This is a genomic window from Brevundimonas lenta (genome assembly GCF_014196335.1).
In the GTDB taxonomy this organism is placed as follows: domain Bacteria; phylum Pseudomonadota; class Alphaproteobacteria; order Caulobacterales; family Caulobacteraceae; genus Brevundimonas; species Brevundimonas lenta.
This window is the reverse complement of the sequence record NZ_JACIDM010000001.1, coordinates 37,247-64,217: the sequence shown is the minus strand read 5'-3', so window position 1 is coordinate 64,217 and position 26,971 is coordinate 37,247. Positions and strand designations below refer to the sequence as shown.

The following is a 26,971-nucleotide window of genomic DNA, read 5'->3' as shown; positions in this document are numbered from 1 at the left end:
GGGCGACTCCGTTTGACGGTATGGAGCGCGCGCGCATACCTATGCACCCTCGCTGCAATCGCCAAGTCAGAGCTGTCCGAATGCCTTCGCGCCCGACCTCCGTGATCATCCCCCCGCCGGAAGAGATCGTGGTGACCTCCAAGCGCGTCGCCTGCGACGGCGGCGGCGGCGCCCTGGGCCACCCGCTGGTCTATATGGACATGGGCGAGGACGACCACGTCGAGTGCGGCTACTGCGACCGCCGCTTCGTGCTGGGCAAGAAGAAGCGGGCCGAGAGCGAATACACCAGCCCGGCCGCGCGTCCGCCTTCGGCTCACTAGGCCAGCGTTACAGCGCCGGCGCGCCGCCGCCGGCCGCGATCCAGGCGTCGACCTGGGTCTCCAGCACGTCCAGCGGCACCGATCCTGACCCCAGCACGACCGCGTGGAAGTCGCGGATGTCGAAGCGCGGACCCAGCGCGGCCTCGGCCCTGGCGCGCAGTTCGCGGATCTTCAGCTCGCCGATCTTGTAGCTGGTCGCCTGGCCCGGATTGGTGATGTAGCGCTCGACTTCCTTGACGATGTCGCGCTCGGACAGCAGCGAATTGGCGCGGAAATATTCGATCGCCTGCTCGCGGGTCCAATGTTTGGCGTGCAGGCCGGTGTCGGTGACCAGACGCACGGCGCGCCAGAGTTCCGTCGAGAGGCGGCCGAAGTCCGAATAGGGATCCTGGTAGAAGCCCATCTCCTTGCCCAGCTGCTCGGCGTACAGGCCCCAGCCCTCGGCGTAGGCGCCGTAGCCGCCGAAGCGGCGGAACGACGGCAGGTCCCGCATCTCCTGGGCGTAGGCGATCTGGAAGTGATGGCCCGGGGCGCCCTCGTGATAGGTGATGCCCTCGATCTGGGGCTTCAGCACCTGGGTCATGTCGGACAGGTTGACGTAGTAGATGCCCGGCCGCGAACCGTCCGGCGCCGGGGCGTTGTAGAAGGCGATGGAGGCGGTGGCCTCGCGCCACGGCTCGACGGCGCGGACCTCCAGCGCGGCTTCCGGCAGGTCGCTGAAGTACCGGGGCGCCGCCGCCATGACCTGGGCGATGAAGGCGCGGGCGTCGCCGAGGTACTGCTCCTTGCCCGCGGGCGTGTTCGGATACTGGAACCGCGGGTCGGTCTTCAGCAGGGTGAAGAACTCCTGCAGCGTGCCGGTGAAGCCGACCTGATCCATGATCGCCTGCATCTGGTCGTGGATGCGATCGACCTCGACCAGGCCGATCAGATGGATCTGGTCGGCGGTCAGGTCGGTGGTGGTCGAGAGCTGCAGACGGGCGTTGTAGAAGGCCTCGCCCTCGGGCAGGCGCCAGACGCCTCCTTCGCGGTCGGGCATGACGTCGGCCTGCTGCTGCACCTCGGTCAGGGCGGCGAGCACGCCTTCATAACCGCGCTTCCATTGGCCGGTCAGGGCGGCGCGGCCGTCGGCCAGCAGGCGGTCCTTCGTCGCCTGATCGGCGTCCAGGGCGCCGACCTTCTTCTGGAAGTCCGCCCACACCGGATTGTCCGCGCCGCCGTCGAAGGGGGCGCCGGAGATGACGTTGCGGGTGTTGGCGATGGAGGGGGCGAAGACGAAGCTGGGGGAGATGACCCCGCCGCCCGCGCGCTCGCGCAGCTCGTCGGCGATCTCGCCCATGACCCGCTCGCTGTCCTTCAGGCGCGAGACATAGGCTTCGGCGTCCGACACGCTGTCGACGGCGTGCTCGTTGATCAGGAAGACCGGCAGGCCGGTGGTCGGATTGCGGTTGGCGGCGAACTGGTAGCCCCAGTCGCGCCAGCGGTTCTGCAGCCGTCCCTCGACCACGGCGTGCTCGAACAGCCGCCAGCTGACCTGGCTCTGCGGGTTCAGGGCGTTGAAGTCGAACTGCGACTTCATCTGCTCCAGCTGGCGCTCGGCCAGGGCCTGGGCGCGCTCGGCGCCGGCGTCGGTGTAGTCGTCCAGCTTGCCGTAGTCGGTCCTGATGCCCAGCGAGGTCATGGCCTCGGGGCTGAGGGCGATCGACTGCTGGAAGGCCTCCTCGAAGAAGGCCGCCAGGCGGGCGTCCTCGCTCTGCGCGGGTGCGACCGCGGCGGGCGCGGCCTGGGCGAGGGCGACGGCGGGCGCGCCGGTCAGCACGGCGGCGGCCGCGACGGTGGAGACGAGCAGACGACGCATGGAAATCCTCCGGAAAACCGAGGGCGCGACCTTCACCGCTCGGCGAGCGGGGCGCAAGTTACGTTGGCGAAAGGCTGGTTTAGAACTGTCGCCAGCTGTCGCCGGGGTCGCGTTGGCCGGGTTCGACGCTTTGCTGGCCCCAGGCGACGATCATCAGCAGCTTGTGGCTGCGGATGCGGAATTCGCCGGTCATGGGGACGATGGCGCCGAGCGGGGCGCCGGTCTTGGGCTCGTAGAGGAAGGCGGAGAACTCGGCGACGCCGACGCGGTCGCGGCGGCTGTAGACCGACAGTTCGGGGATGGAGACGACGTTGAAGCTGTCGTTGATGGGGACCCGCATCTCGGGGACGCCGAAGACGCGGCGCATCTGCTCCAGCGACAGGGCGCCGGCGCGGAGTTCGAGGACGGCGTCGGCCTCGCCCTTGTTGGGGGCCAGCGCATAGCCGCCCGTGGACAGGGCGTTGCGGATGGCGCTGACGGCGTAGGGCGCGTTTTCGGCGCGGAAATAGACGTCGTCGACGAAGACCCGCGAGCCCTTGGGGATCGGCAGGCTCAGGCCCTCGACGGCGCGGTCGGCGGCGCGCGCGACCAGCAGCTGCTCGGTGGCGGTGCGACCCGGATAGGTCTCGGTGGTGGAGGCGCAGGCGGTCAGGCCCAGAAGGGCCAGCGGGACGAAGGCGAAAGCTCTCAAGTGACTCACCAACTCCCGGTGTTCGGCATCGACGCCCACGGCTCGGCCGGCGCCAGCGCTGCGCCCTCCTGCAGAATCTCGATGGAGATGCCGTCCGGCGACCGTACGAAGGCCATGTGGCCGTCGCGCGGCGGACGATTGATCGTCACGCCGCCGTCGGCGAGCCGCTGGCAGGCCGCGTAGATATCGTCGACCTTGTAGGCGAGGTGGCCGAAATTGCGGCCGCCGTCGTAGGGCTGGGGATCCCAGTTGTAGGTCAGCTCGACCTCCGGGGATCGCTCGGCGTCGGAGCGGGCGTGGTCGGCGGGGGCGGCGAGGAAGACCAGGGTGAACCGGCCCGCCTCGTTGTCCATGCGGCGCATCTCCTTGAGACCCAGCAGGTCGCAATAGAAGCGGAGGGAGGCGTCGAGGTCCGTCACGCGGACCATGGTGTGCAGATAGCGCATGGTGTTCCGGTCCCGGGGAGAGGCGGCGGCAGGCGGCCTCTATAGCGGCGGTTCGTCGCGATCGCGACTCACGGACGGTTTCGGCGGATGCGTCGGCGCGCGCCGCCTGCTAGACGCGATGGACGGCCGCTTTCGTCGGGCCGGGCCGGGGGTTGCATGCTTCGCAAGCTTTACGACTGGGTTTTCGAGCTTGCCCGCAGCAAGCACGCCACGCCGGCGCTGGCGGCGGTGTCGTTCGCCGAAAGCTCGTTCTTCCCGATACCGCCGGACGTGATGCTGGCGCCGATGATCCTGGCGCGGCCGGACCGGGCGTATTTCTACGCCGGGGTCTGCACCCTGGCCTCGGTGCTGGGCGCCATCCTCGGCTACGCCATCGGCTATTTCCTGACCGACGTCGGGATGATGATCCTGAGCTGGCTGGGCAAGGCGGACACGTTCGAGGCGTCCAAGGCGCTGTTCCAGCAGCACGGGGCCTGGGTCATCCTGATCAAGGGCCTGACGCCGATCCCGTTCAAGCTGATCACCATCGCCTCGGGCATTTTCCAGTTCAACTTCGCCCTCTTCGTCGCCCTGTGCGCCGTGACGCGCGGCGGCCGCTTCTTCCTCGAGGCCTGGATTCTGAAAACCTGGGGGCCGGCGGTGCTGGCCATGGTCGAAAAGCGACTGGCGCTCTGGACCTTCATCGGAATCGCCGTGCTGGTCGCCGCTTTCTTCGCGGTGAAGCTTCTCTGACCGACGCATCGACGGACGGCCTGAGCCCGGCTATGAACATCGTCCGATGAGAGGCCTTTATCGACTCCTGACGCGGTGGTGGACCGCCTTCGCCCTCGCCATTTCGCTGGCGTTGCTGGGCGCAGCCCATGCGTTCGAGCGCTTCGGCGGCCTTGCGCCCTGCAACCTCTGCCTCAAGCAGCGGGAAGTGTACTGGGGCGCCGTGGCCATCGCCCTGACCGCTACCCTGTGGCACCTGGTCAGCCGCGGCAGCCGGGGCACGCCCCGGATCGCCGCCTTCCTGCTGGCGGTGGTGTTCACGACCGGCGCGGTCACCGCCGTCTTCCACTTCGGCGGCGAGATGAAGTGGTGGGACCTGCCGGCGACCTGCGCCGGCGGCGGCTCGGTCGATCTGGAGAGCATGGCGGCGTTGGCGCTGGGCACCGGACCGATCGAACGGGTGGCCATGTGCGACGCGGTGACGTGGCGCTTCGCCGGTCTGTCCATGGCAGGATGGAACGCGCTGATCTCCATCGCATTGGCCGTGTTCAGCCTGCTCGCCGCCAAGAGGCCCAAGGATGCCCGCGCCCCGCGACCCTGATCCCGTGAGCGACGCCCGCCGCGTTCCGCTGCCCCGTCCGGGCGTGGGCGCGAGCAAGCGCCGACGCGCGGAAATCCTGCGCGTGGATCACGCCGGCGAATACGCCGCGGTCCATATCTATCGCGCCCAGCAGGCCGTGTTCGAGGGCCGCAAGGGCAAGGACGCCATCGCCGCCGACATGGAGGAGATGCGCGGCCAGGAGGCGGTGCATCTGCAGCGGTTCGAGGCGCTGCTGAACGCCGAGAAGGTGCGGCCGACGGTGATGACGCCGGTCTGGCGGCTGGCGGCCATGGCGCTGGGCGCCGGCACGGCCCTGATGGGCGAGAAGGTCGCTCACGCCTGCACCGAGGCGGTGGAGAGCGTGATCGAGGAACACTACGCCGACCAGATCGCCGAACTGCAGGACCGCGATCCGGCCCTGGCGGCGGAACTGACGAAATTCCGCGACGAGGAACTGGCGCACCACGACCACGCGGTGGACCACGGCAGCCGCGAGGCGCCGGGTTACGGTCTGCTGAGCGCGGTGATCAAGGCGGGGTGCAGGGCCGCGATCAAGGTGTCCGAGCGGGTGTAGAGCCCCCGGCCGGGATCGAGGTTTCCGATCCCGTCGACTGAGCAAACGCAACAATTATGTTGCAAGTGCGAAAAGCTGAGTCATCCTCAGGCTGTCTTCCTTTCACACGGGGAACGTCCAGCCATGTTGATCGCAGTTGTGGCCCTTATCGCCGCGCTTCAGTCCCAGACGCCCGCACCGGTCGTCCAGGTCGCGGCCCAGCCTCCCACCCAGCCCGTTTCGCTCCCGGTTCCGGCTCCGCCGTCAGCTTCGGTTGAAGCCGCGACCGAAGCGGACGCCGCACCGGAATCCGAAGTCGAGCCCGAAGCCGAGCCTGAGGCCGGGGCCGTCGCGGAAGAGCCGCGCACCCGTCAGGTGTGCCGCTATGTCGAGCTGCCGGCTCGCCGCTTCCCCGTCCGCCGCTGCCGCACGGTCCCGGTCGAGGGCTGAGCGCCGGTCATGACCTCCGGGCGGGGCGGGTGACGACGTCGAAGGCCAGCAGCAGGGTGCGCTGGACCTCGTTGCTGTTGTCGTCCGACAGGATGTAGAGGCGCACGCCGTCGCCGTGGCGGACCGCGGCGACGCCCTCGAAATTGTCGGTGGTGCCGGGGAGTTTCAGCTCGACCAGCACAGGGCCGAGGCTGCCGTCGGGGGCCATGCGGCGAATGCGGGCGCGGGCGTCGACCGGCGGGGTGTAGGAGCGCTGGACGACGAAGAAGCCGTCGCCGGACGGATCACGGTCCATGCCGGTGACGCGGTAGTCGCTGTCGACGAGCGGGGCCGCAGGCGGAGCCGAGATTTCGACGCAGACCGCAGGGGTGCAGTCCCAGACGCCGCCGCTCTCTCCGGCGGCGCGCCAGCCGGAGGGCGAGGTCGAGAGTCCCTCAATGCCGTCGTTGAGGGTGAAGGCGAAGTCGGGAATGCGGACGCTGCGGGGCGTTCCGGGCTGGTCGGCCGGGCCATAGTTCCAGATGCGGTGGTCGCGCTCGAAGCTGATCAGCAGGTCGCCGTCGCGGGTGATCGCCAGGCCCTCGGCGTCGCCATCGGCCTTGTCCATGATCGGGCCGCCGTCCAGCAGGGTCAGGCGGCGGTGTTCGAGGCCGGCGAGGCCGGCGAGGTCGCCCTTGCGGTCGAAGACGAGGCGGCCGCGGATCAGGTCGCCGGCGTCGGTGACGCTGACGAAGGCGTCGGGGCCGGTCAGCTTGAGGTCGGACAGGCTGTGCAGCGGCGAGGCGGGGGCGGCGACCAGCTCCACCCCGCCGGCGAAGCGGACGCCGTCGGCCAGTTGCGCGCCGCCGGGAAGGCCGAGGCCGACCGGGCGGGTTTCGGCGGCGGAGGCGATCCAGCCGGGCGCGCCGGACAGGGGCGGGGCGACGGTCGCGGTGGCGGCGCAGGCGGTGAGGATCAGCAGGCCGACGACGGCGGCGAACCGCCGGACGTTCCTCACGCAGCCTTCCGGCGGCGGGCGGGCTTCTCGGCCACGGTCTGGGTGTCGAACAGTTCGGCCAGTTTCTCGATCATGGCGCCGCCCAGTTGCTCGACGTCGACGATGGTCAGGGCGCGGCGGTACCAGCGGGTCACGTCGTGGCCGATGCCGATGGCCAGCAGCTCGACCGACGAGCGCGTCTCGATGTGCTCGATGACCTGGCGCAGGTGTTTGTCGAGATAGAGGGCGGCGTTGGCCGACTGGGTCGAGTCGTCGACCGGCGAGCCGTCGGAGATGACCATCAGGATCTGGCGCGCCTCGGGGCGGCCCATCAGGCGGTCGTGGGCCCAGAGCAGGGCCTCGCCGTCGATGTTCTCCTTCAGCAGGCCCTCGCGCATCATCAGGCCGAGGTTCTTCTTCGCGCGGCGCCACGGGGCGTCGGCGGCCTTGTAGATGATGTGGCGCAGGTCGTTCAGGCGGCCCGGGTTGGCGGGCTTGCCGGCGGTGATCCAGGCTTCCCGGCTCTGGCCGCCCTTCCAGGCGCGGGTAGTGAAGCCGAGGATCTCGACCTTGACCCCGCAGCGTTCGAGCGTGCGGGCCAGGATGTCGGCGCAGACGGCGGCGACCATGATCGGCCGGCCGCGCATGGAGCCGGAGTTGTCGAGCAGCAGGGTGACGACGGTGTCGCGGAAGGGGCTCTCGCTCTCGGCCTTGAAGCTGAGCGGGCTGGTCGGGTCGGTGATGATCCGGGTCAGGCGGGCGGTGTCGAGCACGCCCTCCTCCAGGTCGAAATGCCAGCTGCGGTTCTGCTGGGCCATCAGGCGGCGCTGCAGCTTGTTGGCCAGACGGGCGACGACGGAGGACAGGGCGGTCAGCTGCTGGTCCAGCAGCGAGCGCAAGCGCTCCAGCTCGTTGGGGTCGCACAGGTCGGCGGCGTCGACGACCTCGTCATAGGCCTGGGTGAAGACGCGGTAGACGTCGATGTGGCGGCCGTCGTCGGCGGTCTGCTGGCGATTGGGCAGGGAGCCTTCGTTGACATCGGGACCCTCGTCGGAGGCGTCGCCGTCGGGATCGGCGGGGGAGCCGTCGGGGCGAGCGTCGCGTTCCTCACCGGCCGTCTGGTCGTCGGTCGAGCCGTCCATGGACTGGCCTTCGCCGCCGCCGGCGTCGTCCTCTTCCTGATCCTCGGGATCGGCGGCGTCGGGGTCCTGGGGATCGGGCTCCTCGTCGCCCTTGTCCTCGGAGGCGTCCTCGCCACGTCCGTCGCCGGGATCCATGTCCAGCGCGCGCAGCACGTCCTTGAGCCGTTCGGCGAAGGCGGTCTGGTCGCCGGCGACCTCGGCCAGGGCGTCGATCTTCGCGCCGGCCTTGTTCTCCAGTTCGCTGCGGACGAGGTCCAGCAGGGCGCCGGCGCCGTCGGGCGCGCGCTGGCCGGTCAGACGCTCGCGCACCAGCAGAGCGACGGCCTCGGGCACCGGAACGCGGTCGGCGTCGGTGACGCGCAGGGCGCCGGTCTTCTCCAGCCGGGTCAGCAGGGCCGCGTTCATATTGGCGCGGACGCCGGCGAGGGCGGTGGAGCCGACGGCCTCGACACGGGCCTGCTCGACGGCCTCGAACACCTCGGCGGCGCGGCTGTCGGCGGGGCGAAGGCGGGCGTGCAGGCCCTCGTCGTGATTGGCGAGACGCAGGGCGAGGCGGTCGGCCTGGCCGCGCAGGGTGGCGCTTTCCGGCGCGCCGGGGTCGCGCGGGGGATGCGGCAGGGTCAGGACCCCGTTGACCAGCTTGGGCCCGTCCGAGCCGAAGACGACCTCGAGCTCGGACTGTTCGGCGAGGGCGCGGGCCGCGTGGGCGAGCGCGCGCTTGAACAGTTCGGCGGGGGTTTCGGCGGCGGCCATGGCAGGGAGATAGCGTGCGCGCCGGGCCGGGGCCAGCCGGAACGAAAAAGGCCCCGACGTAACCGTCGGGGCCTCTGATTTTCAGCTGTGCCGAAGCATCAGGCCGCGTTGGCGGCCTTGCCGGAGGCCTTGAGCTTTTCCTGGTGGGCGCGGACGCCCGCGGCGATCAGCTCGGCGGCTTCGCCGGCGTCGCCCCAGCCCTTCACGGTGACCGACTTGTTCTTCTCCAGATCCTTGTAGCGGGTGAAGAAGTGCTCGATCTGCTCGACCAGGATGGCCGGCAGCTGCCGGTAGCTGGCGATGTCGGTGTAGTAGGGGTTCAGCTTGTCGACCGGGACGGCGAGGATCTTCTCGTCGCCGCCGGCTTCGTCTTCCATCTTCAGCACGCCGATCGGGCGCGAGCGGATGACGCAGCCCGGCACGACCGGGGTCGGGTTCAGCACGATCACGTCGCAGGGATCGCCGTCGTCCGACAGGGTGTGCGGGATGAAGCCGTAGTTGCCCGGGTAGTACATGGCGGTGTGCAGGAAGCGGTCGACGAACAGCGCGCCCGACTCCTTGTCCATTTCGTACTTCACCGGCAGGCCGCCCTGCGGGATTTCGATGACGACGTTGACGTCCCAGGGCGGGTTCGGGCCGACGGGGATGGCGTCGAGGTTCATGACGGACTCGTCTATGTTGCAACTGCGAAACGGGGAGGCGCGCGTGATAAGCGCCCACGGCGCCCGAAGCAAGGCGGGATAAGGCCCCAGGGGTTAACGCACGGCGGACGGACGGGCGCCGCGAGGGGCGGACTTTCCGTCGAGATCGCTTGAGCCCGGCGGCGACGCAGGCGAGTGTGCGCATTCGAGGCAAGGAGCGGCGATGACCAGTTTCGACTATGCGGCCCTGGCCCTCTTCTTCTTCTGCTGGCTGGGCTACGGCCCGCTGCTGAACCTGCTGGCGCACCGCAGCGGCACGCTGAACGACGATATGATGATCGTGCGGCGGGTGTGGATGACGGCGATGACCCATCGCGAAATCCGCCTGGTCGACAGCCAGCTAATGGGCCATTCGATCAATTCCGCGAGCTTCTTCGCCTCGACCAACCTGCTGCTGATCGCGGCGGTGGCGGGGATTCTGTTCGGCGGGCCGTCGGCGCTGGCGGGGTTCGCGTCGGTCGGGGCCGAGGCGGTGCCGACGCGGTTGCTGGAGGCCAAGCTGGCGCTGGTGCTGATCTGCCTGGTGCGCGGCCTGCTGGATTTCATCTGGGCGCTGCGCCAGATGAACTACACCCTGGCCCTGATCGGGGCGGCCCCCGAAATCCACACCGAGGCCGACCGGGTGGCGCTGGGCGAGGCGGCGACCAATCTGCTGAACCCGGCGCTGAGCACCTTCAGCCAGGGCGTGCGGGGCTATTATTTCGCCCTGGCGGCGGCGGCCTGGCTGTTCGGCCCGCTGTGGCTGGCGCTGGGCGTGGGTGCGGCCTTCTGCCTGCTGGTGTGGCGTCAGGCGGCGTCGCCGGCGGCGCGGGCGATCCGCAGCGCGCGGCGGCTTCTGGAGCCCTGAGACCCGAGTCAAGGTCACGCTTGTTCGCACTCGCGGGCCGATGCCGGTGAAACTTTCCGCTGAAAACGGTTACGAGACCAGGTTGTGACAGAAGTGTGCCGTTACACTGCGTGACCGCAGGTGCGAAATGGCTTCTTGACGATTTGTGCGCTGCACACTAGCTTCATTTTCGACGCCGCGAGGCGTCATGCCCTTCCTGGGCGTTTCCTCCCTAAAGACTTCAATGCCGCGCCTTCGGGCGCGGCTTTTTTTATGCCCGGAGGGTCAGTCGGCCAGCAGGTCGGCGATGACCCGCGCCACGCCCTTTTGCGCCCGCGCCCAGCCGGGCCCCGGCAGGCGGGCGGCCTCGTCGAAATAGAGAGCCCGGTTCAGCTCGATCTGGACGGCGTGGAAGCCCTCTTCGGGCCGGCCCCAGGTCTGGGTGGTCCAGCCGCCGGCGTAGGGATGGTTCAGCGCCACGCGCCAGCCCAGGGCCTCGAAGCCGCGCCGCAGACGCCGGGTCAGCTCCGGATCGCAGGACGAGCCGTGGCGATCGCCCAGCACCACGTCGGGGCCGCGCGGCCCGCCCGGCGACTGGGTGGCGCGCGCCGGCATCGAATGCCAGTCGACCAGCACCGCCTCGCCGAAGCGGTCGCGGGCGGCGTGCATCTCGGCCGACAGGGCCGCGTGCCACGGCGCATGGGCGCGGGCGACGCGGGCGCGGGCCTCCTGCAGCGTCAGACGGCGGGCGTAGAGGGGGCTGCCGTCGCCGGCGAGGCGGGGCAGGACGCCGTAGCCCGCGGCGGCGCGGGCGGAGCCGATCCCGTCCAGACCCTCGATCAGGGCGGGGTCGAAATCGGCCGGGTCACGGTTGAGGTCGACATAGGCGCGGCCGAGCCGGGCCAGCATCAGGACTGCGCCGTGACCGCGTCCCGGCGCGATGAGCTGGTCGACGAGGGCGTCCTCGGCGCTGCGCAGGCTGTTTTCGGACAGGTCGGCTGCTGCGCCCAGATCGGCGGGGTAGTCCGCGCCCGAATGAGGCGAGGCGAAGATGAAGCGGCCGGGCGCATCCGGGCGGGCCAGGACGAAGACGCCCTGGTCGTGTTCCGCCCCGGCGATGTCCAGCGGCTGCGTCATCACCTTCGCCATAGCGCGTTTCGCGAGAGCGTCCACAGCCCGTCCACGATTACGCAGACTCCCGTGGGGGGATTTTCATGGCGGATTTACCAGTAGGGGCGTAACGTTTGGGCGAACGTTGATCTCGGGGCGAACTCACTGACATGGCGCGTATTCTTCTGGCCGAGGACGATAATTCGCTGCGGGGCTTCCTGACGCGCGCGCTGGAGCGGGCCGGACACTCGGTGGTGGATTGCGAAAACGGCGACGACGCCATCGACGCGCTGGACCAGGGTCCGTGGGATCTGCTGCTGACCGACATCGTCATGCCGGGCGCCGACGGGATCGAGGTGGCGCGCGTCGCCGCCGCCCGTCAGCCGGGCATTCGCATCATGTTCATCACCGGTTTCGCCGCCGTCGCCCTGTCGGCGGCCCAGGCCAGCCCGCAGGCCAAGGTGCTGTCCAAGCCGGTTCATCTGCGCGACCTGGTGGGTGAAGTGGAACGGATGGTCGCGGCTTGATCAAAAGCCCCTTGCGGTCCGCGAGGACTGCGGGTTATAGACCGCGCCTTCCCGCCCCGGGGCTTGTCTCCAGGGCCGTTAAGGCGGACGCGTAGCTCAGCGGGAGAGCACTACGTTGACATCGTAGGGGTCACAGGTTCAATCCCTGTCGCGTCCACCATTTCCTTCTGACAATCCAGACGGTTAGCTGACCCATTCGGGCCAGCCACCGACTCGCGTCCGGGTGTCGCCCATCAGGCGGCGTTCGCCTTCGACCGCAGCGACAGGCAGTAGAAGACCGTGACGGCGATCCCCAGGATGACCGCGGCGCAGCCGCCGACGACGGCGACCGGGATCGGGGCGAAGACCCAGAAGCTTGCGTAGACGAGGCCGCTCAGCGCCAGCGACCAGCCGCCGACGCGCGTGACCTTGCGGGCCGCGTTGCTGGGCGCGATGCGCTTGGGCATGCGGTTGCCGAACCAGGCGATCTGCAGGCCGATGGCGCACAGCACGATGCGGATGGTGGCGTCCTCGTCGATATAGCCCTGCTGGCGCGCGAGGCTGGCGCCCAGGGCCAGGACGAGAATGCCCACGCCCGAGGCGATGTCCTGGATCAGTTCCTTCTTCATCGCGCAGTCTCCTTTTTGGGCTGCGGCGCCTCTGCGCCGAGGCCGAACGAATGGACGAAGCCCAGCAGTGCTTCCTCGAGCACCGAAAGCTTCAGGTGATAGATGACGGACTTGCCGGCCTTCTCGGCGTGGACGAGGTCGGCCTCCTTCAGCACCGCGAAATGCGCCGACATGGTCGGTTTCGAGACGTCGAAATGGTCGCTGAGCTCGCCCGCGCTCATGGGGCCGTCCTGCAGCAGCTGCAGCACGCGGCGGCGGGTGGGATCAGAAAGGGCCTTGAAAACCTGGCTCATAATGTGATGATTAGCTAATCATCGAAATGAAATCAAGTCCGGGGCCCCTGAAATGAAGCCGATCATCGCCTTTGCGGCCTGCGCCCTTGCGCTGCTCGCCGCCTCCGCCGCCCTGGCCGATCCGGCGTCGCCGGCCGGCGACTGGCAGGGGGTGATCAGCGCCCGGGGAACCCGCGCGGCGATCCATATCGAGCAGACGGCGTCGGGCGCCTTCGTCGGCGACATCGACCTGCCCGACAACGGGATCCGGGACTTTCCGCTGGACCAGGTGACCCTTCAGGACGGGGTGCTGGCGTTCTCGTACCGCGGCGGCACGCGGCGGTTCGAGGGGCGCTGGGACGAGGCCGCCGGCGCCTGGGTCGGGCGGTTCCAGACCCCCAACAGCGGAATCGACATGGCCTGGACGGCGGGCTTCCTCGGCCTGCCGGTCGTCGACGGCCTGGATGGCCGCTGGGAGGGCGTGATGAGCCAGGGCGGGGTGCAGACGCGGGTCATCCTCCGCGTCGACACAGACGAGCATGGCACCTGGGCGCTGCTGGACCTGCCCCACCTGGTGGAGATCGGCATTCCGGTGAACCCTCTGACGCGACAGGGCGACGCCGTCGCCTTCACCGCGCCCGCCGCGGGCCTGGGCTTCCAGGGCGCGCTGGATCCCGCCGCCGGAACCCTGAAGGGGACGTTCGGCGCGCCGGGAAGCGGGGCTCCGCTGGAGCTGGTCCGCAATGACGACGGCGAGCCGCGCAGGCCGCAGACGCCGACGGCGCCATGGCCCTACCGGACCGAGGAGATTTCAATCGCCAACGCCGCCGCCGACGTGCGCCTGGGCTGTACCCTGACCCTGCCGCAGGGCCCGGGATCGCACGCCGTCGCCATCCTGCTGAGCGGAACGGCTGCGCAGGACCGGGATGAGGAGATGGTCGGGCACAGGCCCTTCCTGGTGCTGGCCGATCACCTGGCGCGGAACGGCGTCGGTGCGCTGCGCTGCGACGATCGGGGCGTCGGCGCCTCCACGGGGGTGTTCAGAACCTCCATGCTTCCGGACTTCGCCGACGACGTCGAGGCGAGCATGGACGTCCTGCAGGCGCGGCCGGACGTCGGCAAGATCGGCCTGATCGGCCATTCCGAAGGTGGGATCGTCGCCTCCATGGTCGCGGCCGAGCGGGCGGATGCGGCGTTCGTGGTGCAGGTCGCCGGTCCCGGCGTGCCGGTCTACGACCTGCTGCTGAAACAGGGCGAGGAGACGTCCCGGGCGCGCGGTCTGCCGGAGGCCATGATCGAGCAGCAGAGCGCCCTGCGCCGGGCCGTCTATGACATCGTCCGGGCGGCGGAGACGCCGGAGGCGGGCGCGGCCGAGGTCGAAATCTTCCTGGTCTCGGTCGGCTTGCCGCGAGAGACGGCGCAGGGCGAGGCCGCGTTTGCGACCCGTCCCGACATGCAGCGCATCCTCAAGGTCGATCCGGCCGCCTGGCTGGCGCAGGTTTCGGCGCCCGTGCTGGCGATCGTCGGATCGAAGGACACCCAGGTTCCGGCCCCGCAGAACCTGCCCGGGCTGCGCGCGGCCCTGGCCGGCAACCCCGACGCCACGGTGCTGGAGCTGCCCGACCTCAACCACCTGATGCAGACCGCCCGGACGGGCGCGATCGGCGAATATTACGAGATCGAAGAGACCATGGCGCCGCTGGCGCTGGCGACCATTTCGACCTGGCTCGCAGAGCGTGGTTTCGCCCGCGCGACGCCCTGAGACGTCGAAGGTCAAACCGGAACCGCCAGGAAAAACGGGCGTTCGGACCTCCCATCAGGAGAGTTCCGATGAAAACGACCATCTGTCTGGCCGGCGTATTGGCCCTGGCGCTCGCGGCGCCCGGGATCGCTTCGGCCCAGAATAACGGGCGGGGACACGACAATCACGGCGAGGACCGCGGCAAGGGACGCGGCCATGACGGCCATGACAACCGCGGGCCGGATGATCGTGGCCGGGGTCACGACGACCGGGGAGGCGGCGATCGCGGAAACGGTCGCGGGCAGGATCGCGGCCCGGGGCGTGACGACCATGGCGGCGGACGCCAGCATGCGCGCGGCCCGGATATCGAGCGCCAGGTCGAGCGCGAGGTGCGCGCCATCACTGGCGACGTGGACCGGCGCCGCGTGGTCGTGGACGACCGTGGACCTGTGCTGGTGCTGCGACGCGAGCCCGACCGCGGGCTGATCGCCGGGTGCCCGCCTGGCCTTGCCCGCAAGCACAATGGCTGCCTGCCTCCGGGGCAGGCGAAACGGATCGCGCGGGCCCGCTACGACTATCTGTGGGACCGTCGGGACGACGGCTACGTCTATCGCTACGACGACGGCTATCTGTACAGGATGAACCAGCAGGGCTCTCTGCTGGGCTATCTGCCGGTTCTGGGCGGCGCGCTGGGCCTGGGCAACGCGTGGCCGGCGCAGTACGCCTACCAGCCTGCGCCCCGGTACTATGTCGACTATTACCGGCTGAACGACCGCTACGATTACCGCTATGCGGACGGTGTCCTGTACGGCCTGGATCCGAAGACCCAGGCCATCGGCCAGGTTGCGGCCCTGCTGACCGGCCAGCAGTGGAACGTCGGTCAGGCGATGCCGACCGGGTACGACGTCTACAACGTGCCCTATGCCTACCGGAACCAGTACGCCGACGGGCCGGACCGCTGGTACCGCTACAATGACGGCTATGTGTACCAGGTCGATCCGACCACGCGGCTGATCCAGACCGCCATCCAGCTGCTGACCTGAGCCACCGGAGAATCGAGATGCGATCCATCATGCGCCGGGCGCTCGCGCCCGTGGCCGCCCTGACGCTGGTTGCGTGCAGCGGCGGGGACGACGGCAAGACGGCCGGGGCGGAGGCGGCGCGGCCGTCGTCGGAAAACCTGGCTGTGGCCCTGAAGGGCGAGGGCGACCTCGACACGCTGGAGAGCGTGACGACCAACTCGGGCCTGGCGTCGGTGCTGGAAGGCGTCGGCCCCTATACGGTGTTCGCGCCGACGAACGCCGCCTTCACGGCCGGCGGCGACCTGACAGGTGAGGCGGCGAAGGCGGAGGCGGCGGCGTTGTTGCGGGCGCACATCGTGCCCGGCGCGCTGACGCGGCAGGACATCCGCGCGGCGATCGACCGCGCGGGCGCCGGCGGCGCGAAAATGCGCACCATGGCGGACGGGATGCTGACCTTCACCCGCGATGGTGAGACCATCGTCGTGACCGGGCCGGACGGCGCGACCGCCCGGCTGACCGGCGATGAAGAGCTGGCCAGCAACGGCGTGCTGCAACCGCTGGACGGCGTACTGCTGAAGCCCGCCGCGCCAGCGACCTGAGTCAGCCGACCGGCGCGCGCTGGTTCTCGACCGCCCAGTCGAGGGCATAGTCGGCGACGGTCTCCCAGCCGGCGTCCATGCAGGTCCAGTGCGAGCGGCCCTCGAAGATTTTGAGGTCGGTGCGCGACGGGGCCTGTTTCTGTTTGTTGTAGATGCCGCGCGTCATGGAGGCGTCGGCGATCAGGTCGAGCTCGCCGCCGATGAGCAGCAGGGGGGCGCGGCGTGGGTTATCCCAGGTGATGTGGCCCGAGGCGCCGGTGACGCCGTCCCAGTAGACCTTGCCGGGGGTCGGGACGATGTAGCGGTCGTAGAGGGCGTCGACCTGGTCGCGCGGGGCGGTCTGGGCGAAGCGCTCGCCGAAGAATTTGCGCGTCATCACCTTGGATTTCGAACCGCTGAAGACGTCGGAGAAGACCGGCAGGGCGGAGGCGATGGCGTGCGGCCCCAGCGGCACGCCCGGCGTCGGGGCGGGATCGATGGCCACGCCGGCCACGCCGAGGCCGCGGTCGAGCAGATGCTGGACGATGACGCCGCCCAGCGAGTGGCCGATCAGGATCGGCTCCTGCGGCATGGCGCGGATGATGCGGTCGTAATGGTCGAAGATGGCGACCTGGCCGACCTTCGCCAGCCTGGGATCCGGCGAGGCGCGCAGTTCGGCGGGCGGGCGGTCGTCATAGGGCCAGTCGGGGGCGACGACGGTGAAGCCCTTCGCCTCGTAGCGGGCCTTCCAGGCCTCCCAGCTGGCCGCGTTCAGCCAGGCGCCGTGGATCAGCATGATGGTCCGGGACATGTCGGTATCCTCCAGGCCATCCGGGAGCTCGGCGGGCGAACGCCGGATCGGGCCGCAATTGACGGGGTACGCGCTCGGATACTGCGGCGGCGCCCCGGAACGGGAGATCGGGGGCCAGGCCGCGGACACCATAACAGCTCCCGTGAAGATTGCGGATATGCCGGAAGTGGCGTTTCCTGACGACGGGGGCGGAGGAGACGACATGACCGCTTCCGTCGACGACCCGTGGCCCGCCCTGCCGTACGGCGACTGGGCCGAAACCGGCCGGACGCTGCATCTGTGGACCCAGATCGTCGGCAAGGTGCGGCTGGCGCAGACGCCCTGGTTGAATCATTCGTGGCAGGCGCCGCTGTATCTGACCCCGCGCGGCCTGACGACCGGGCCGGTGTTCCATGGGCTGCGGGCGTTCGAGCTGGAGTTCGACTTCATCGATCAGGCGCTGAGGTTGCGTTCGGACGGACCGGTCGGCGAGATCGGCCTCGTCCCCATGCCGGTCGCCCAGTTTTATGCGCGGGTGATGACCCTGCTGAACGAGGCGGGTCTGTCGGTGGCGATCCACGGCCTGCCCAACGAGATCCCCGACGCCGTGCCGTTCACGAAGGACACCGCCCCGCGCGTCTATGATCCGGTGCAGGCGCGGCGGTTCTGGCGGGCGTTGCTGCAGGCCGACCGGGTCATGCGGACCTTCCGCACGGCCTTTCTGGGCAAGGCCAGTCCGGTGCATTTCTTCTGGGGCAGTTTCGACCTGGCGGTGACGCGGTTCTCGGGACGGCCGGCGCCGCCGCATCCCGGCGGCGTGCCGAACCTGCCGGATGCGGTGACGCGCGAGGCCTATTCGCACGAGGTGTCGAGCGCGGGCTTCTGGCCGGGCGGGCCGGGGATCGAGGAGGCGGTTTTCTATTCGTACGCCTACCCGGAGCCGCCCCACTTCCGGGAGGCGAAGGCCGAGCCGGAGGCGGCGCGGTTCGAGGCGGCTCTGGGCGAGTTCGTGCTGCCGTACGAGGCGGTGCGGACGGCGCCCGATCCGGACGCCGCCCTGATGGCGTTCCTGCAGTCGACCTACCGCGCCGCGGCCGACGCCGGGCGCTGGGACCCGGCGCTGGAGTGCGGGATCGGCGTGCCGGGAAGGCCACGACCGGCGTAGTGAAATCCGCTGATCCCCGCTTTCGCGCGGTTTAGCGGAATGTGGGATTAGCCCCGCTTCGGGATTTCCAGACCCCGCTGCACGGCCGGGCGGGCGAGACCGCGGTCCAGCCAGGCAGGGACGTTCTTGAGGCTGTCGAATTCGACCAGGTCGCGGGCCTCGTAGAAGGTGACGAGGTTGCGGATCCAGCCGAGCATGGAGATGTCGGCGATGGTGTACTGGTCGCCCATGATCCAGTCGCGGCCCTCCAGGCGGGCGTCGAGGACCTTCAGCAGGCGGGCGGATTCGGCGACGTAGCGCTGCAGGGGGCGTTTGTCCTCCCAGGCCTTGCCGGCGAATTTGTTGAAGAAGCCGAGCTGGCCGAACATCGGGCCGAGACCGCCCATCTGGAACATGACCCACTGCAGGGTCTCGTAGCGGCCGGCGGCGTCGGCGGGGATCAGCCGGCCGGTCTTTTCGGCGAGGTAGAACAGGATGGCGCCGGACTCGAACAGGGCCAGCGGCTTTCCATCGGGGCCGTCGGGATCGATGATGGCCGGGATCTTGCCGTTCGGATTCAGGGATTTGAACTCGGGCGTGTGGCTCTCGTCCTTGCCGATGTCGACCAGGTGCGCCTCGTAGGGCAGGCCCAGCTCCTCCAGCATGATCGAGACCTTCACGCCGTTGGGCGTGTTCAGCGAATAGAGCTGCAGAAGGTCGGGGTGCTGCGCGGGCCAGCGCTGCGTGATCGGGAAGGCGGACAGGTCGGTCATCGGGGAGGCTCCGGAACGGGCGTGTCAGCCTATGTTGGAAGCGGCGAGCGCAACTGCAACGCGGGTGGTGGCTGAAAAGCTTCGCCGCCTTCGGCTGCCGCCCGGCAAGGGTGCGGCACTGGACCCCGCCGCGCCGCCGATGCATTGGATGCGCCATGTCAGACCTGTTTCCGACCCCCTCCCCCGCCCAGTGGCGGACGCTCGCCGAGAAGGCGCTGAAGGACCGGCCGATCGAGAGCCTGGTGCATATGGACGCCGACGGTCTGGTGACCCGGCCCCTGTACGCCGGCGCGACGGGCGTCGAGGCGGTGTTCGCGCCGCGGCCGTCGGACGCCGACGGACGCGCCTGGGACCTGCGCACCCTGGTCGAGGGCGACGAGGCGGCGGCGGTCAACGTGGCGGTGCTGGCCGACCTGGAAGGCGGGGCGGCGTCGATCGTCCTGAAAGGCGCGGTGCTGGCCGACAGCGAGCCGCTGGCCAGGGCGCTGGACGGCGTGGCGCTGGAGCTGGCGGCGGTGGCGCTGGACGCCGGCCTGGACGGCCCGGACGCGGCCAATGCCCTGGCGGTGGCGGCCAAGGGCTCGCCGCGGGCGCGGCTGATGTTCCACATGGACCCGGTATCGGCCTTTGCGGAGACGGGCGAGGCCCCGCGCTCGATGGAGGAGCACCTGACGCTGGCGGCCAATACGGCGGCGCGGCATGCGGGCGCCTATCCGGACGCGACCTTCTTCCTCGGCAGCGGGCGCGTGGCGCACGAGGCGGGCGGCTCGATCGCCCAGGAGCTGGCGTTCGCGGCGTCGAACGCGGTGGCCCTGATCAAGGCGGCGGTCGAGGCCGGGATGACGGCGGAGCGGGCGCTGAAGGGCGTGGTGCTGGGCGTCTCGGTCGACCAGGAATATTTCGACGGCCTCGCCAAGGTGCGGGCCCTGCGGCTGATGTGGCGCTCGATCTGTCAGGCGTTCGGGGTCGAGGCGCCGGCGCTGATCGAGGCGCGGTCGTCGCGGCGGATGCTGTCGGCGCGCGATCCGTGGCCGAACCTGCTGCGGCTGACGGCGGCCGGGTTCGCCGGCGCGGTCGGCGGCGCCGATGCGGTGGTTCTGGACGGCTTCACGCGGGCCGAGGGGCGGCCCGACGCCTTCGCCCGGCGGCAGGCGCGCAACACCCAGCTGGTGCTGATGGAGGAGGCCAATCTGGGCCGGGTCGACGATCCGGCGGCGGGGTCCTGGTATCTGGATCAGCGCACCCGCGAACTGGCCGAGGCCGGCTGGGCCGAGTTCCAGATCATCGAGGCCGAGGGCGGGCTGGTGGAGGCCCTGCGCGGCCACCTGATCCAGTCGCGCATCGCCCGGTCGCGCGAGGTGCTGGAGACGGCCCTAGCCAAGGGCGGCAAGCAGATGGTGGGGGTGACGAAATTCGTCGATCCCGACCCGCGGCCGAGCGCCTTCGAGGCCGAACCGCGCGTGTCGCCGGTCGGCGGCGGCGACGCCTGCGTGCCCCTGACCCCGATCCGCCTCGCGGCGCCCTTCGAAGCCGAAGGAGCGGCGAAATGAGCTTCCCCGATTTCTCCAAGGCCGCCCTGGACCTGTCGCCGACCGGAACCGGTCCGGCGCGCAAGGCGTGGAAGACGCCCGAAGGTCTCGACGTCGCGCCGGCCTATGACGCCGCGGCGCTGGACGGGCTGGAGTTCATCCACGGCCTGCCGGGCATCGCGCCCTATCACCGCGGGCCCTACCCGACGATGTACGCGGGCAATCCGTGGACCATCCGCCAGTACGCCGGCTTCTCGACCGCCGAGGCCTCGAACGCCTTCTATCGCCGCAACCTGGCGGCCGGTCAGAAGGGGCTGTCGATCGCCTTCGATCTGGCCACGCACCGGGGCTACGATTCCGACCATCCGCGGGTGAAGGGCGACGTCGGCATGGCCGGCGTGGCCATCGATTCCATCTACGACATGCGCACCCTGTTCGACGGCATTCCGCTGGACCAGATGAGCGTGTCGATGACCATGAACGGCGCCGTGCTGCCGGTGCTGGCGCTCTATGTCGTGGCGGCCGAGGAGCAGGGCGTCGCGCACAAGGACCTGACCGGGACCATCCAGAACGACATCCTCAAGGAGTTCATGGTCCGCAACACCTACATCTATCCGCCCGAGCCGAGCATGCGGATCATCTCGGACATCTTCGCCTGGACGGCGGAGCATGCGCCGAAGTTCAACTCGATCTCGATCAGCGGCTATCACATGCAGGAGGCGGGGGCCTCGGCGGACCTGGAGCTGGCCTACACCCTGGCGGACGGGGTCGAGTATCTGAAGGCGGGCGTGGACGCCGGCATGGACGTGGACCGGTTCGCGCCGCGCCTGTCCTTCTTCTGGGCCATCGGCATGAACTACTTCATGGAGGTGGCCAAGATGCGCGCCGGCCGCCTGCTGTGGGCGGAAGCGGTGTCGAAGTTCGGGGCGAAGGACCAGCGGTCGCTGTCGCTGAGGGCGCACTGCCAGACCTCCGGCTGGTCGCTGGCGGCGCAGGACGTGTTCAATAACGTCAGCCGCACCATGGTCGAGGCCATGGCCGCGGCCGGCGGGCAGACCCAGTCGCTGCACACCAATGCGCTGGACGAGGCCCTGGCCCTGCCGACCGACTTCTCGGCCCGGATCGCGCGCAACACCCAGCTGCTGCTGCAGATGGAGACGGGCCTGACGAAGGTCATCGATCCGTGGGGCGGCAGCTACTATGTCGAGCGGCTGACGCATGAGCTGGCCGAAAAGGCGCGCGCGCACATGGCCGAGGTCGAGGCGCTGGGCGGGATGGCCAGGGCGATCGAGGCCGGCATTCCCAAGCTGCGCATCGAGGAGGCCTCGGCGAAAACCCAGGCGCGGATCGACACCGGCCAGCAGACCGTCGTCGGCGTGAACAGCTATTTCAACGACGTCCCCGACGACATCCCGATGCTGAAGGTCGACAACGCCGCCGTGCTGGCCGCGCAGATCGACAAGCTGAAGCGCCTGCGCGCCGAGCGGGACGAGGCGAAGACGCAGGCCGCGCTGGACGCCCTGACGGCGGGCGCGAAGGCCGACGCGAACCTGCTGCAGCTGGCCGTCGAGGCGGCGCGGGCCTACGCCACCGTCGGCGAAATCTCCGACGCGCTGGAGGCCGCCTTCGGCCGCCATGTGGCGACGGTGAAGACCGTTTCGGGCGTGTACGCCAAGGAAGCGGGCAAGAACCCGAAGATCAGCCGCGCCCGCGACATGGTCGCCGCCTTCATCGAGAACGACGGCGGGCCGCCACGCATCCTGATCGCCAAACTGGGCCAGGACGGCCACGACCGGGGACAGAAGGTCATCGCCACCGCCTATGGCGACCTGGGGCTCGACGCCGTGGCCGGGTCGCTGTTCCAGACGCCGGCCGAGGCGGCGAAGGAGGCGGTGGAGAAGAACGTCCACGCCGTCGGCGCCTCATCGCTGGCGGCCGGCCACCTGACCCTGGCGCCCGAGCTGATCGCCGAGCTGAAGAAGCTGGGCCGCGAGGACATCACCGTGGTCGTCGGCGGGGTGATCCCGCCAGCCGATGTGCAGCCGCTGCTGGATGCCGGCGTCGCCGCCGTCTATCCGCCCGGCTCGGTGATCGCCGACACGGCCATCGACCTGATCGAGAAGCTGAACCAGCGCCTGGGCTACGCCCAGAAGGGCTAGATCGCCCTCTAGGGGGTGTGCGCTGCTGGCAGGGCGGCGACCTCTTCGGGGGTCAGCAGGCGGCTGACGCGGGCGCGACAGAAGGCCGTCGGGGACCGGTTCGGCCCCGGGACGAAGATGCGGACCCAGTCGTTGGTGCAGATGCGCGTGCCGGCGGCGCCGGTGCGTTCCGGCACGATGGCCAGGCGGATGGCGAAGTCGACCTCGCGGCAACCGCCCGCAGCCTGCAGTTCATAGACGTCGTTGCGGCCGACCCGGAGGAAGATCTGGTCCGGTCGTCCGCGCCGGAAATTGGTGACCGTCTGGGTGTTGAAACAGGCGCGGGCCTGGGGCGGCGCCGATCCGGACTCGCCGCCCGTGGTGGGCGCGCAGGAGACGGTGGCGGCGAAGACGCCGAGGCCGGCGATCAGGATGGGCAGACGCATGGGCGGGATCCTCCTCCCGTAGTTGTCCCCCTGAAGCTCAACCGTCCGCTTTCGCCGCCGGTTGCACAAGACCCTCGCCGGTAGAGAATCGTAACGGCGCGACGCGCGCGGCCAGATCGGCGGGAAGCGGCGACGGCGCGCCGGTGGCCAGGGCGGCGAGATGCTCGGCCAGCAACGGCGCTGCGCAGAAGCCGCGCGATCCCAGACCGCCGAGCACGAACAGTCCGTCGCCGAGGGCGCCGGCGAGGGGCAGGCGGTCGGGCGTGGTGGCCCTGACGGCGACGCGGGCCTGCGACGGCCCGGCGGCGGCGATGCGGGCGGCGAGGGCGGGCAGGCGAGCCGATACGGCGGCGAGGTTTTTCGCGCCGGCCTCGGCCGAAACGATCGGGGCGGCCTGGCCCCGGTCGTGGGTGGCGCCGAACAGAAGGCCTTCAGCGGTAGGCGCGGCGTATCCGCCCCAGGCGACGGGAGCCGCCTCGACGCCCTCGATCCAGTCGGCCTGGCCGGCGACCGGCGACAGGGGCAGGTTTGGAGCGAGGTCCGGGGCGCCGGCGCCCGCGGCCAGGACGACCACCCCGGCTTCGGCGATAATCTCGCCCGCGGTGTCGGCCAGACGCCAGCGGCCGTCGGCGCGTTCGAGGGTCGCGACCCGGGCGGTGATCAGCGTCGCGTCGTCGAGCCAGGCCTTGAGGATGGCGGATGGGCGCACGGCGAGGGCGTCGCGCATCATCAGGCCGCCGGTTTCGACCGCCTCGCCCAGATGGGCGGAGCAGGATTCGGCGTCGAGAGTGGTCATGCCGTCCGTGGGCCAGACCGGCTGGGCGGCGATCTTGCCGAAACGGGCCGCGTCGCGGGGCGTCTGTTCGAGCTGGAGGACGCCGTGGGCGACGACGGCGTCGGGGGTCTGCCCATAGAGCGCTCCGGCGCGGGCGAGGGCCTGGGCGTAGAGGGCGGCGATGCCCTCGTCGCCGGCGTCGAGGCGGGGCGTGACGAGGGCGGAGGGGAAGCCCGAGGCGCCGGCGCCGGGCGTTTCAGCCTCGATCACGACGGGGGCGAGGCCCAGGGCCTGGAAGGCGCGGGCGAGAGCGGCGCCGGCGACGCCCGCGCCGATGATGGCGACGGAGGGGGTGGGAGGGGCCGCGGGCGGCGCCTCGCGGCGGGCCTCGAGGCGTTCGCGCTTACGGCCGTGGCCGGGGCGCTTTTCGACGGTGAAGCCGCGCTGGGCCAGACCACGCCGGACCGAGCCGGCGACGGTGAAGGTGGCGATGCGGGACGTAGGCGATGACCGGGCGGCGATGAGGTCCAGCACAGCCTCCGACCACATGGCCGGATTGGTCGAGGGGGCGAAGCCGTCGAGGAACCAGGCGTCGGCGGGTCCGGACCATTGCGACAGGGCCCATTCGACCTCGCCGACGGCCAGATCGAGGGTGGCGTTGAAGCCGGGCAGGTCGAGGCGGTGGAAACCCGGCGTCGGCGCGGGCCAGGCGGAGAGCAGGGCGTCGGCGGCGTCGGCGATCTCCGGCCAGTTCGACAGGGCGCGCGCGGCTTCCTCGCGGGACAGGGGGAAGCCCTCGACGGAGAAGATGTGCAGATGCGCGTCTGGCGGCCCTTCGCGGCGCCACAGATCCAGCAGGGCGGCGATGTTCAGTCCGGTGCCGAAGCCCAGTTCGGCGACGGTGAAGTGGCGCAACCCCTGCCAGGCTTCGGGCAGGCCGCAGCCGTGCAGGAAGACGGCCCGCGTCTCGGCCAGACCATCCTCGCGCGAGAAATAGACGTCGTCGAAGCGGCCCGAGCGTGGGGCGCCGTCCTCAGTCCAGACAAGGCGGGGCGAGCGGTCGTCGGTCATCGACCCCGGACCTACACCGGGGGCCGCTGGACGCAATGAAAAAGGGCCGCCCGGAAGGACGGCCCTGATCGATGGAGGTCCGGACTACTGTTTCGCCGGCGGCGTGGTCGTTTCCGGATTCAGGCGACGCTCGGTCTCGGTGGTGGTGGCGCCGCCTGCGGGCGGGCGTTCGGCCTCGGGGACCATCGCGCCGCTGGACGGAGCCATCGCGCCGGACGAGGGGGCCATGGATTCGCCGGCCGCGCCGGTGCGGCTGCCTGCGGCGGCGGCCGATCCGGTGGCGGAGCCGGCGGCTGCAGCGGCGGCGTTGGCGGATTCGGTCGCGCTGAGGGCGGCGGCGTCGGCCGCGGCGTCAGAGGCGGCGGCCGCTTCGGCGGCGGCGTCCTCGGCGGCCTTGTCGTTGTTCTGGCAGGCGGCCAGAGCGAGCGCGGCGGCTCCGGCGGCGATCATGACGGGGAAGCGCATCGGATAGTCCTTCTGCAAAGCTGTAACAGCCCGAGGGAAATACCCGTGCTCGCCCGATGTTCCGTGGCGGCGCGCAACGAAAAAAGGGCCGCCCGTGAGGGCGACCCTTCTCTTCAACTAAGCCCGAAGGCTTATCTTGAAGTCGCTCTTAGTGAGCGGCCTTCTCTTCAGCAGCCGGAGCGGCCGGAGCGGCAGCGGCGTCAGCAGCCGGAGCAGCGGCGGCGGCGGCAGCGTCGCCAGCGGCGGCGGTGGCGTCGGCGGCAGCGGCGTCAGCCGTGGCAGCAGCGTCGGTGGCGGTGTCGGCAGCGGCGGCAGCGTCGGTGGCGGCAGCGTCAGCGGCCTTCTCTTCGGTGGCGGGCTGGCAAGCGGCCAGAGCCAGAGCGGCGGCCGAGGCGGCGATCAGAGCGGTGATGCGCATGTTTTTAGTCCTTCAGAAGGGTCATACGAGGTCATGAATCCTCGCCAGCCGGTGATAACGGGAACGTGAGCAGTTGTGCAAGCGAATTCTCACGGGTTCGTGAACCAGTGTAACGCAACGACAAAGGGGCCGCCGATGCGGCGACCCCTCTGATGACCCTTTGAAGCGGATTATTGCGGCGGCGGGCTGGTCGCCGGGGAGGTCGGGGTCATGCCCGATTCCGGCGGCAAGGTCGGCGGCGGCGCGCCCGTGACGGGGGTTCCGTCGGGATTGACCGCTGGTGGCGGAGTGGTCGTCGGCGGCGTCGTGGGGGTCATCGCGCCGTCGGCCGGAGCCATGGCTCCATCCGCAGGGGCCATCGCAGACGTGTCAGCCGCGGCATCGGCAGCCGCGTCGGTCTTTTTCTCGGCTGCGGGCTGACAGGCCGCGAGCGCCAGCGCTCCTGCGGCGGCCAGGGTGAGGGTCGTCAATTTCATGAGGCGTCCTCCGACGATCGTGCGGACGGAGCGGCCGCCCGCTTCCACGATCGACACGCGCTGAACTATCGAACGGCCGCAGTGTTCCCGAAGCCGTGAACGCGGTTGAGCGCGCGTGAAGGAACCGTGAGATCAGGCCTCGGTCGGGGCCGCCTGCAGCGCTTCTTCCATCTCGATGAACGAGGGCTGGGCCGCCGAGGGAATGTCGCCCCGGCCGATCTCGACCGAAATCTGGGCGGCGTTGCCGTGCAGGTGGGCGACGAGGACCGACTGGATGATTTTGTAGAAGGCGCCTTCCTCGTCGACGATCGACTTCAGGCGGGCGGCGAGCGGGCCGACCAGGCCGTAGGCGAGGAACACGCCGAGGAAGGTGCCGACCAGGGCGCCGCCGATCATGCCGCCGAGGATTTCCGGCGGTTCGGTGATCGAGCCCATGGTCTTGATGACCCCCAGAACGGCCGCGACGATGCCCAGCGCCGGCAGTGCGTCGGCGAGGTTCTGCAGCGCGTGCGGCGTGCCCAGGGCTTCGTGGTGGTGCTTTTCCAGCTGCTTTTCCATGGCGTCCTCGATCTGGTGCGGATCCTCGAGGTTCATGGTCATCATGCGCAGGGTGTCGCAGATGAAGTCGGTGGCGAAGTGGTCCTTCAGCACCTTCGGATATTTCTGGAAGATGGTGCTCTCGGCCGGCTTCTCGATGTGGCTTTCGAGGGCGATGACGCCCTTGGACTTCATCGTCTTGGTCAGCTGGAACAGCAGGGACAGCAGATCCTTGTAGTCGGCGCGCTTCCATTTCGGGCCGGCGAAGGCCTTGGCCAGGCCGCCGAAGGTCGACTTCAGGACCGAGGTGCTGTTCGAGATCAGATAGGCGGCGACGCCCGCGCCGCCGATGGCCATCATCTCGTGCGGCAGGGCGTGCAGGATCACCTCGAACTTGCCGCCCGAGATGACGTAGCTGCCGAACACCAGGGCGAACAGCAGCACAATGCCGATAATCTGGAACATGGAAGACGGAAGGCCCCAACGCGCGCGAGAGGCCGACCATCGCCGTTAATGATTAAGG

Annotated in this window: 30 protein-coding genes and 1 tRNA gene; 14 read left to right on the top strand and 17 right to left on the bottom strand. The window is 70.0% G+C overall.

Annotation, left to right across the window (positions count from 1 at the left end; translation table 11 throughout):
* The first annotated feature begins 80 nt into the window (after window positions 1-80).
* Window positions 81-320, top strand: a complete 240-nt coding sequence (locus tag GGR12_RS00345; protein WP_183201662.1) for a zinc-finger domain-containing protein — start codon at window positions 81-83, stop codon at window positions 318-320.
* Between the two features lie 7 nt (window positions 321-327).
* Here the strand turns inward: GGR12_RS00345 and GGR12_RS00340 are convergent, their stop codons facing one another.
* The 3 genes from GGR12_RS00340 to GGR12_RS00330 form a co-directional block, all read right to left on the bottom strand.
* Window positions 328-2,178, bottom strand: coding sequence for a DUF885 domain-containing protein (locus GGR12_RS00340; protein ID WP_183201660.1), 1,851 nt, complete (start codon window positions 2,176-2,178; stop codon window positions 328-330).
* Window positions 2,179-2,257: 79 nt separating this feature from the next.
* Window positions 2,258-2,878 carry a DUF6655 family protein gene (locus tag GGR12_RS00335; RefSeq protein ID WP_425486199.1) on the bottom strand — a complete coding sequence of 207 codons (621 nt, stop codon included), beginning with the start codon at window positions 2,876-2,878 and terminating at the stop codon, window positions 2,258-2,260.
* Window positions 2,875-3,315: a VOC family protein gene (locus GGR12_RS00330; RefSeq protein ID WP_183201656.1), complete on the bottom strand. Its 441-nt coding sequence runs from the start codon at window positions 3,313-3,315 to the stop codon at window positions 2,875-2,877. The genes GGR12_RS00335 and GGR12_RS00330 overlap by 4 nt, the downstream gene beginning before the upstream one ends.
* 156 nt (window positions 3,316-3,471) lie before the next feature.
* Here GGR12_RS00330 and GGR12_RS00325 point away from each other — a divergent pair, with 156 nt between their 5' ends.
* The 4 genes from GGR12_RS00325 to GGR12_RS00310 all read left to right on the top strand — a co-directional run bounded on the left by GGR12_RS00325 (window position 3,472) and on the right by GGR12_RS00310 (window position 5,630).
* Window positions 3,472-4,047, top strand: a complete 576-nt coding sequence (locus GGR12_RS00325; RefSeq protein ID WP_183201655.1) for a YqaA family protein — start codon at window positions 3,472-3,474, stop codon at window positions 4,045-4,047.
* A gap of 46 nt (window positions 4,048-4,093) precedes the next feature.
* On the top strand, window positions 4,094-4,627 hold the full coding sequence (locus GGR12_RS00320; protein ID WP_183201653.1) for a disulfide bond formation protein B: 534 nt from the start codon (window positions 4,094-4,096) through the stop codon (window positions 4,625-4,627).
* Entirely contained in the window at window positions 4,605-5,201 is a 597-nt protein-coding gene (locus GGR12_RS00315; RefSeq protein ID WP_183201651.1) for a demethoxyubiquinone hydroxylase family protein, read from the top strand. The genes GGR12_RS00320 and GGR12_RS00315 overlap by 23 nt, the downstream gene beginning before the upstream one ends.
* A 123-nt stretch (window positions 5,202-5,324) precedes the next feature.
* Entirely contained in the window at window positions 5,325-5,630 is a 306-nt protein-coding gene (locus GGR12_RS00310) for a hypothetical protein (protein ID WP_183201648.1), read from the top strand.
* A 7-nt stretch (window positions 5,631-5,637) separates the two neighbouring features.
* On the opposite strand, the gene GGR12_RS00305 is transcribed toward GGR12_RS00310, so the two are convergent.
* From GGR12_RS00305 to ppa, 3 genes are all read right to left on the bottom strand, one after another.
* Window positions 5,638-6,627 (bottom strand): esterase-like activity of phytase family protein, encoded by a 990-nt coding sequence (locus GGR12_RS00305; protein WP_183201646.1) that lies wholly within the window; start codon window positions 6,625-6,627, stop codon window positions 5,638-5,640.
* The gene (gene cobT / locus GGR12_RS00300; protein WP_183201645.1) at window positions 6,624-8,501 is read right to left on the bottom strand and encodes a cobaltochelatase subunit CobT; all 1,878 of its coding nucleotides are present in this window, start codon (window positions 8,499-8,501) and stop codon (window positions 6,624-6,626) included. The genes GGR12_RS00305 and cobT overlap by 4 nt, the downstream gene beginning before the upstream one ends.
* 98 nt (window positions 8,502-8,599) lie before the next feature.
* On the bottom strand, window positions 8,600-9,163 hold the full coding sequence (gene ppa / locus GGR12_RS00295) for an inorganic diphosphatase (RefSeq protein ID WP_183201642.1): 564 nt from the start codon (window positions 9,161-9,163) through the stop codon (window positions 8,600-8,602).
* 202 nt (window positions 9,164-9,365) lie between these two features.
* Between ppa and GGR12_RS00290 the strand changes: the two genes are divergently transcribed.
* The gene (locus GGR12_RS00290) at window positions 9,366-10,049 is read left to right on the top strand and encodes a DUF599 domain-containing protein (protein WP_183201640.1); all 684 of its coding nucleotides are present in this window, start codon (window positions 9,366-9,368) and stop codon (window positions 10,047-10,049) included.
* Between the two features lie 264 nt (window positions 10,050-10,313).
* Here GGR12_RS00290 and GGR12_RS00285 read toward each other — a convergent pair whose 3' ends face one another.
* Complete coding sequence (locus GGR12_RS00285) at window positions 10,314-11,165, bottom strand: N-formylglutamate amidohydrolase (protein WP_183201638.1); 852 nt, start codon at window positions 11,163-11,165, stop codon at window positions 10,314-10,316.
* Between the two features lie 143 nt (window positions 11,166-11,308).
* Here GGR12_RS00285 and cpdR point away from each other — a divergent pair, with 143 nt between their 5' ends.
* Both cpdR and GGR12_RS00275 read left to right on the top strand, forming a co-directional pair.
* Entirely contained in the window at window positions 11,309-11,665 is a 357-nt protein-coding gene (cpdR, locus tag GGR12_RS00280; protein WP_183201636.1) for a cell cycle two-component system response regulator CpdR, read from the top strand.
* 85 nt (window positions 11,666-11,750) lie between these two features.
* Window positions 11,751-11,825 (top strand) — tRNA-Val (locus GGR12_RS00275).
* Between the two features lie 73 nt (window positions 11,826-11,898).
* On the opposite strand, the gene GGR12_RS00270 is transcribed toward GGR12_RS00275, so the two are convergent.
* Window positions 11,899-12,273 (bottom strand): ammonium transporter, encoded by a 375-nt coding sequence (locus tag GGR12_RS00270; RefSeq protein WP_183201634.1) that lies wholly within the window; start codon window positions 12,271-12,273, stop codon window positions 11,899-11,901.
* Complete coding sequence (locus tag GGR12_RS00265; RefSeq protein ID WP_183201631.1) at window positions 12,270-12,566, bottom strand: autorepressor SdpR family transcription factor; 297 nt, start codon at window positions 12,564-12,566, stop codon at window positions 12,270-12,272. Before GGR12_RS00265 ends, GGR12_RS00270 begins: the two co-directional genes overlap by 4 nt.
* A gap of 52 nt (window positions 12,567-12,618) precedes the next feature.
* On the opposite strand from GGR12_RS00265, the gene GGR12_RS00260 reads away from it, so the two are divergent.
* From GGR12_RS00260 to GGR12_RS00250, 3 genes are all read left to right on the top strand, one after another.
* The gene (locus GGR12_RS00260) at window positions 12,619-14,307 is read left to right on the top strand and encodes an alpha/beta hydrolase family protein (RefSeq protein ID WP_183201629.1); all 1,689 of its coding nucleotides are present in this window, start codon (window positions 12,619-12,621) and stop codon (window positions 14,305-14,307) included.
* A 68-nt stretch (window positions 14,308-14,375) separates the two neighbouring features.
* Window positions 14,376-15,329: a hypothetical protein gene (locus tag GGR12_RS00255; RefSeq protein WP_183201627.1), complete on the top strand. Its 954-nt coding sequence runs from the start codon at window positions 14,376-14,378 to the stop codon at window positions 15,327-15,329.
* 17 nt (window positions 15,330-15,346) lie between these two features.
* The gene (locus GGR12_RS00250; RefSeq protein WP_183201625.1) at window positions 15,347-15,907 is read left to right on the top strand and encodes a fasciclin domain-containing protein; all 561 of its coding nucleotides are present in this window, start codon (window positions 15,347-15,349) and stop codon (window positions 15,905-15,907) included.
* 1 nt (window position 15,908) lies between these two features.
* On the opposite strand, the gene GGR12_RS00245 is transcribed toward GGR12_RS00250, so the two are convergent.
* On the bottom strand, window positions 15,909-16,697 hold the full coding sequence (locus tag GGR12_RS00245; RefSeq protein ID WP_183201623.1) for an alpha/beta hydrolase: 789 nt from the start codon (window positions 16,695-16,697) through the stop codon (window positions 15,909-15,911).
* A 202-nt stretch (window positions 16,698-16,899) separates the two neighbouring features.
* Between GGR12_RS00245 and GGR12_RS00240 the strand changes: the two genes are divergently transcribed.
* Window positions 16,900-17,841, top strand: a complete 942-nt coding sequence (locus GGR12_RS00240) for a DUF5996 family protein (protein ID WP_183201621.1) — start codon at window positions 16,900-16,902, stop codon at window positions 17,839-17,841.
* A 47-nt stretch (window positions 17,842-17,888) separates the two neighbouring features.
* On the opposite strand, the gene GGR12_RS00235 is transcribed toward GGR12_RS00240, so the two are convergent.
* A complete protein-coding gene (locus tag GGR12_RS00235) occupies window positions 17,889-18,593 on the bottom strand; it encodes a glutathione S-transferase N-terminal domain-containing protein (protein WP_183201619.1) in 705 nt (234 codons plus the stop codon).
* Between the two features lie 155 nt (window positions 18,594-18,748).
* Between GGR12_RS00235 and GGR12_RS00230 the strand changes: the two genes are divergently transcribed.
* Both GGR12_RS00230 and scpA read left to right on the top strand, forming a co-directional pair.
* Window positions 18,749-20,143 (top strand): methylmalonyl-CoA mutase family protein, encoded by a 1,395-nt coding sequence (locus tag GGR12_RS00230; RefSeq protein WP_183201618.1) that lies wholly within the window; start codon window positions 18,749-18,751, stop codon window positions 20,141-20,143.
* Complete coding sequence (scpA, locus tag GGR12_RS00225) at window positions 20,140-22,281, top strand: methylmalonyl-CoA mutase (RefSeq protein WP_183201616.1); 2,142 nt, start codon at window positions 20,140-20,142, stop codon at window positions 22,279-22,281. Before GGR12_RS00230 ends, scpA begins: the two co-directional genes overlap by 4 nt.
* 8 nt (window positions 22,282-22,289) lie before the next feature.
* Here scpA and GGR12_RS00220 read toward each other — a convergent pair whose 3' ends face one another.
* The 6 genes from GGR12_RS00220 to motA all read right to left on the bottom strand — a co-directional run bounded on the left by GGR12_RS00220 (window position 22,290) and on the right by motA (window position 26,913).
* Window positions 22,290-22,706: a hypothetical protein gene (locus GGR12_RS00220; RefSeq protein WP_183201614.1), complete on the bottom strand. Its 417-nt coding sequence runs from the start codon at window positions 22,704-22,706 to the stop codon at window positions 22,290-22,292.
* Window positions 22,707-22,743: 37 nt separating this feature from the next.
* On the bottom strand, window positions 22,744-24,552 hold the full coding sequence (gene mnmC, locus GGR12_RS00215; protein WP_183201612.1) for a bifunctional tRNA (5-methylaminomethyl-2-thiouridine)(34)-methyltransferase MnmC2/FAD-dependent 5-carboxymethylaminomethyl-2-thiouridine(34) oxidoreductase MnmC1: 1,809 nt from the start codon (window positions 24,550-24,552) through the stop codon (window positions 22,744-22,746).
* Window positions 24,553-24,636: 84 nt separating this feature from the next.
* The gene (locus GGR12_RS00210; RefSeq protein ID WP_183201610.1) at window positions 24,637-25,017 is read right to left on the bottom strand and encodes a hypothetical protein; all 381 of its coding nucleotides are present in this window, start codon (window positions 25,015-25,017) and stop codon (window positions 24,637-24,639) included.
* Window positions 25,018-25,165: 148 nt separating this feature from the next.
* The gene (locus GGR12_RS00205) at window positions 25,166-25,435 is read right to left on the bottom strand and encodes a hypothetical protein (protein WP_183201608.1); all 270 of its coding nucleotides are present in this window, start codon (window positions 25,433-25,435) and stop codon (window positions 25,166-25,168) included.
* Between the two features lie 170 nt (window positions 25,436-25,605).
* Window positions 25,606-25,911 carry a hypothetical protein gene (locus GGR12_RS00200; protein ID WP_183201606.1) on the bottom strand — a complete coding sequence of 102 codons (306 nt, stop codon included), beginning with the start codon at window positions 25,909-25,911 and terminating at the stop codon, window positions 25,606-25,608.
* A 132-nt stretch (window positions 25,912-26,043) separates the two neighbouring features.
* Window positions 26,044-26,913, bottom strand: a complete 870-nt coding sequence (gene motA, locus GGR12_RS00195) for a flagellar motor stator protein MotA (protein ID WP_183201604.1) — start codon at window positions 26,911-26,913, stop codon at window positions 26,044-26,046.
* Window positions 26,914-26,971: the final 58 nt, after the last annotated feature.